The following is a 3,595-nucleotide window of genomic DNA, read 5'->3' as shown; positions in this document are numbered from 1 at the left end:
GTGTGCGGTTGTCGGCGCCCGAGGCCCTGGAATCGATGCTTGCGGGATTATTGCGATAGTGGGAAAGAGTGGTGGAACGGGTCGCCTTTCGTGCCGACTCTCTTGGTCATAGTCCCAGTTTGTCGGAGGTATTGTCGCGCCATGCCGGTGGACCGAAGGTCGGTTTGCTGAAGGTGTGCTGTGTGTATCCTTTGCGCGTCCTGGTCGACAGAGGCGAGCGGGTGGCCGTTCGCCTCATGAGGGTCGGAGGTTTGTGCACACATGGTTTGGCATCGCTCGGTTCCGCGTCCGGCGGCACTCACGCCCGGCGCCGCGACGTCGCATTTCCGTCCCGAGCTGCTCGATGCATCGAGCCCGGAAGGGCTGCGTGATCTCGAAGCGCTGACAGCGTCGGGTTCGGTCAGTGCGGTGCACGACACGATCGAAGATCAGCTCGACGAACTGATCCGCTGCGAGGACCCTGCGGTCGCGCAGTCGACCGACTCACTGGTGGCGTCCCGTCGTCGGATCTGTGACGGGACTCCGTTGTGGCAGTGGGGGACGTGGGTGTTCTATCCGTGGAACGGCAGGTTGGTACATGTGCTGCCGCGCAAGGTTTTCCAGCGGGTGCGGACAGATCGGAATCGCAACAAGATCGACCGAGTGCAGCAGCGAGTCCTGCGCGAGCGCCGAATCGGTGTGATCGGGCTGTCGGTGGGCAACAGCGCGGCTGTGACGCTGGCGATGGAAGGGGTCGGCGGATCGTTCCGATTGGCCGACTTCGACACCGTCGGGCTGTCGAATCTGAACCGGCTGCGGGCCGGGGTGGGCGATCTCGGGGTCTCCAAGGCCGTGCTGGCGGCGCGTCAGATGTTCGAGATCGACCCCTATCTCGATATCGAGGTGTTCACGGACGGGTTGACCGAGGAATCGATCGGGCCGTTCTTCGACGGAGTGGAGGGCACCCGTCCGCTGGATCTGCTGGTGGAGGAATGCGACACGGTATGGGCGAAAGTCGCTGCCCGTGAGTACGCGCGGCGCCGAGAGATCCCGGTACTGATGGACACCAACGATCGCGGCTTGCTGGATGTGGAGCGTTTCGATCGCGAACCCCATCGCCCGCTGTTCCACGGCCGCATCGGTGGGTCGACCTCATCCGATGTCGCAGGGATGAACCGGGGCGAGCTGCTGGCTCTTCTGCTGGCAGTGGTCGACGAGCCGCGGCTGAGTCCGGCGATGCGCGACGCTGTCGGTGAGATCGGCCGAAGCCTGTGCAGCTGGCCGCAGCTCGCCTCCGGGGTGATGCTCGGCGGCGCCTTGGTGGCGGACACGGCTCGCCGGATCCTGCTCGGCGAGCTGATCCCGTCGGGGCGAACCTATATCGACCTCGACGAGCTGATCCCCGCGGTAGGCCCACAGATCGCTCCGGCATTCGTGCGGGTGATGGAGGAAGTCCGTTGACGATCGATCTGCGCAATGTGGAACTGGTCGGTCCGCGGCTGCGGTTGCGTGATCTCCGTGCCGGTGATCTGGGCGTTTATCAGCGGATCTTCACCGACCCGCACCTGACCCGATATATGGGCACCGACAGCATGGGCGTGCGGGCGGCCGCGACGTCGTTCGACGCCGCCCTGCGTTCCCGAGGCGAGACTCCGCGGCGCAAGTACACATTGGCGATCACGGCGCCGGGTGAGGACACCATGGTCGGCACCATCGGCCTGCTGGTGGAGGATTTCGGCAGCAACGCGATGATCGGCGGTCTGGTCGTGGTTCCGGAGGGGGCGCTGCGCGCGGGCGGTATCGAGGCGGGGCGGCTGTTGGCGGCATTCGCCTTCGGGCCGCTCGGGATTCACCGAGTATGGGCCGGGCACCGCCACGATCATCCGGTGATGGACACGGTGATGTCGGGAGTGGGCTTGACGCCGGAGGCGCGGCTGCGCCAGCTGTACCGAACCCAGGGTCGGTGGCGCGACGTGTGCATCTATGCGGCTATACGGCCGGAATGGGCTGCGACGGCGACACCTGCCGAACGTCGAATCCTGGCGTTACGGCCTACCACGGCAAGGGAACACGCCACTGTGGGCCGGTGAAGTCGGTGCGGCAACCCTGCCGAATCGGGCTCCGGGCGCGCCACGGCGCGATAGCATCGCCGACTACAGGCCCCCGAATTGCCACCACCCGAATACGCGCAGCGGCCGGCGATGGGAGGGACACCACCGCCGACGAGAATCCGAAGTAGAGATCACAAATGGCAGTGCTGATCGACTCCGACTACTTCACGCCGGCGGACCGGCGGGAGGCGGTCACCGCAATCCTGCAGGAAGCCGATATCGGGGCCACCCTGCAGATGTGGGATTCGCCGGCCGAAGTGGTCAGCCGTCACCAGGCCTGGATGCTGGGTCCGATCGCGCTCACTCGCTCGGAGGTATCCGGTCATCAGGTCTGCCGAACCAGTCGGCATGAGCGAACCACGCCCAGCGACACCCTGACGGTGACCGTGCAGAACGGACAGGTTCGCAGGCACGAACAGTTCGGTGCGCAAACGCTGATCGAGCCCGGCGCCTGCGAAGTGATCGACCTGGCCACGACGTTCGCCTCCGGCTGGCACGGTCTCGGCGGAACGCTGTGCCTGCAGCTGTCCAGGGAGCGCCTCGGCATTTCCGCGGAAACGGTCGTCGCGGCGCACGGGCGACTGGCGGCGTCGCCGCTGTACCCGATGGTCACGGCGCAGATCCAGCATCTGGTCGGGATCGCCGACCAGCTCGAAGCGGATCCGGCCGCTGCTTCCGTGGGTGAGTCGTGTCTGGAAATGGTTCGGGCGCTACTGATCTCGGCGGCCGGCCGGGGGCCGGGTGACGGCGCCGCCATCCCGGAGCAGCTGCTGATCGAGCAGATCCTCGGGTATGTGCGGACCCACCTGTCGGATTCGGACTTGAAGATCCCCGATATCGCCGCCGGCAACAACATCTCTGTGCGCCACCTGTACAAAGTCTGCGCACAGTCGGGTATCAGCCTCGAGCAGTGGATCATCGAACAACGCCTGGTCCGGGGCCGCGACATGCTGATCGACAGAGGCTATGCGCACCGGTCCATCACGTCTGTGGCCGGCGCCGTGGGTTTCCGCGACGCCGCCCACTTCGCCCGGCGATTCCGCGAGGCATTCGGGATGACGCCCCGTGACTGGCGCCGCAGCGCCACCGATGTGGGCAACCCACCGAAGTAGCCGGAGTTCCGCGCCCGGATGCACGCACGTTTGTGCGTGCACAGTTAGTTGCCGTGCAGTCACAGCCTCCTTCGCAGGCCGATTCGCCGATACCTTTCGAATGTGGCTGCGCGAGACCGTATCAGGAGTACGAGGGTTCGCCGACGGGCACCCGCGCCGATGCGGTCCGCGCTGAGGGCATCGAGAGAAAGGGGAGACCATGTCCACGATCGGCAAAGCGATTCGGGCGGCAAGGATGGCCTCCGGGTTCACCCAGGCGGAGTTGGCCGACTGGATCGGAATCGCGGACGGAAACCAGATCAGCCGGTGGGAGCGCGATGTGGTGACACCCAGTGCCGACAATGTCGGCGAGTTGTCGAGAGTTCTGGGGGTGCGTCTCGACAACTCGGTCGG

4 protein-coding genes are annotated in these 3,595 nt (G+C 65.8%); all 4 read left to right on the top strand.

What is annotated here, in order from left to right; genetic code table 11:
- The first annotated feature begins 261 nt into the window (after nt 1-261).
- Complete coding sequence (locus ACFWF3_RS28425; protein WP_379316545.1) at nt 262-1,440, top strand: ThiF family adenylyltransferase; 1,179 nt, start codon at nt 262-264, stop codon at nt 1,438-1,440.
- Nucleotides 1,437-2,069: a GNAT family N-acetyltransferase gene (locus tag ACFWF3_RS28420; protein ID WP_378988837.1), complete on the top strand. Its 633-nt coding sequence runs from the start codon at nt 1,437-1,439 to the stop codon at nt 2,067-2,069. The genes ACFWF3_RS28425 and ACFWF3_RS28420 overlap by 4 nt, the downstream gene beginning before the upstream one ends.
- Before the next feature lie 158 nt (nt 2,070-2,227).
- Nucleotides 2,228-3,202, top strand: coding sequence for a helix-turn-helix domain-containing protein (locus ACFWF3_RS28415; protein WP_379316543.1), 975 nt, complete (start codon nt 2,228-2,230; stop codon nt 3,200-3,202).
- Between the two features lie 199 nt (nt 3,203-3,401).
- The coding region (locus ACFWF3_RS28410; protein ID WP_379316541.1) for a helix-turn-helix domain-containing protein at nt 3,402-3,595 on the top strand (194 nt) is incomplete at its 3' end.

Origin of the sequence: Nocardia sp. NPDC060220 (assembly GCF_042727815.1) — a bacterium.
Classification (GTDB): domain Bacteria; phylum Actinomycetota; class Actinomycetes; order Mycobacteriales; family Mycobacteriaceae; genus Nocardia.
Note: the sequence above shows the minus strand (reverse complement) of the source record. Positions and strands in the feature narration are given on the sequence as shown.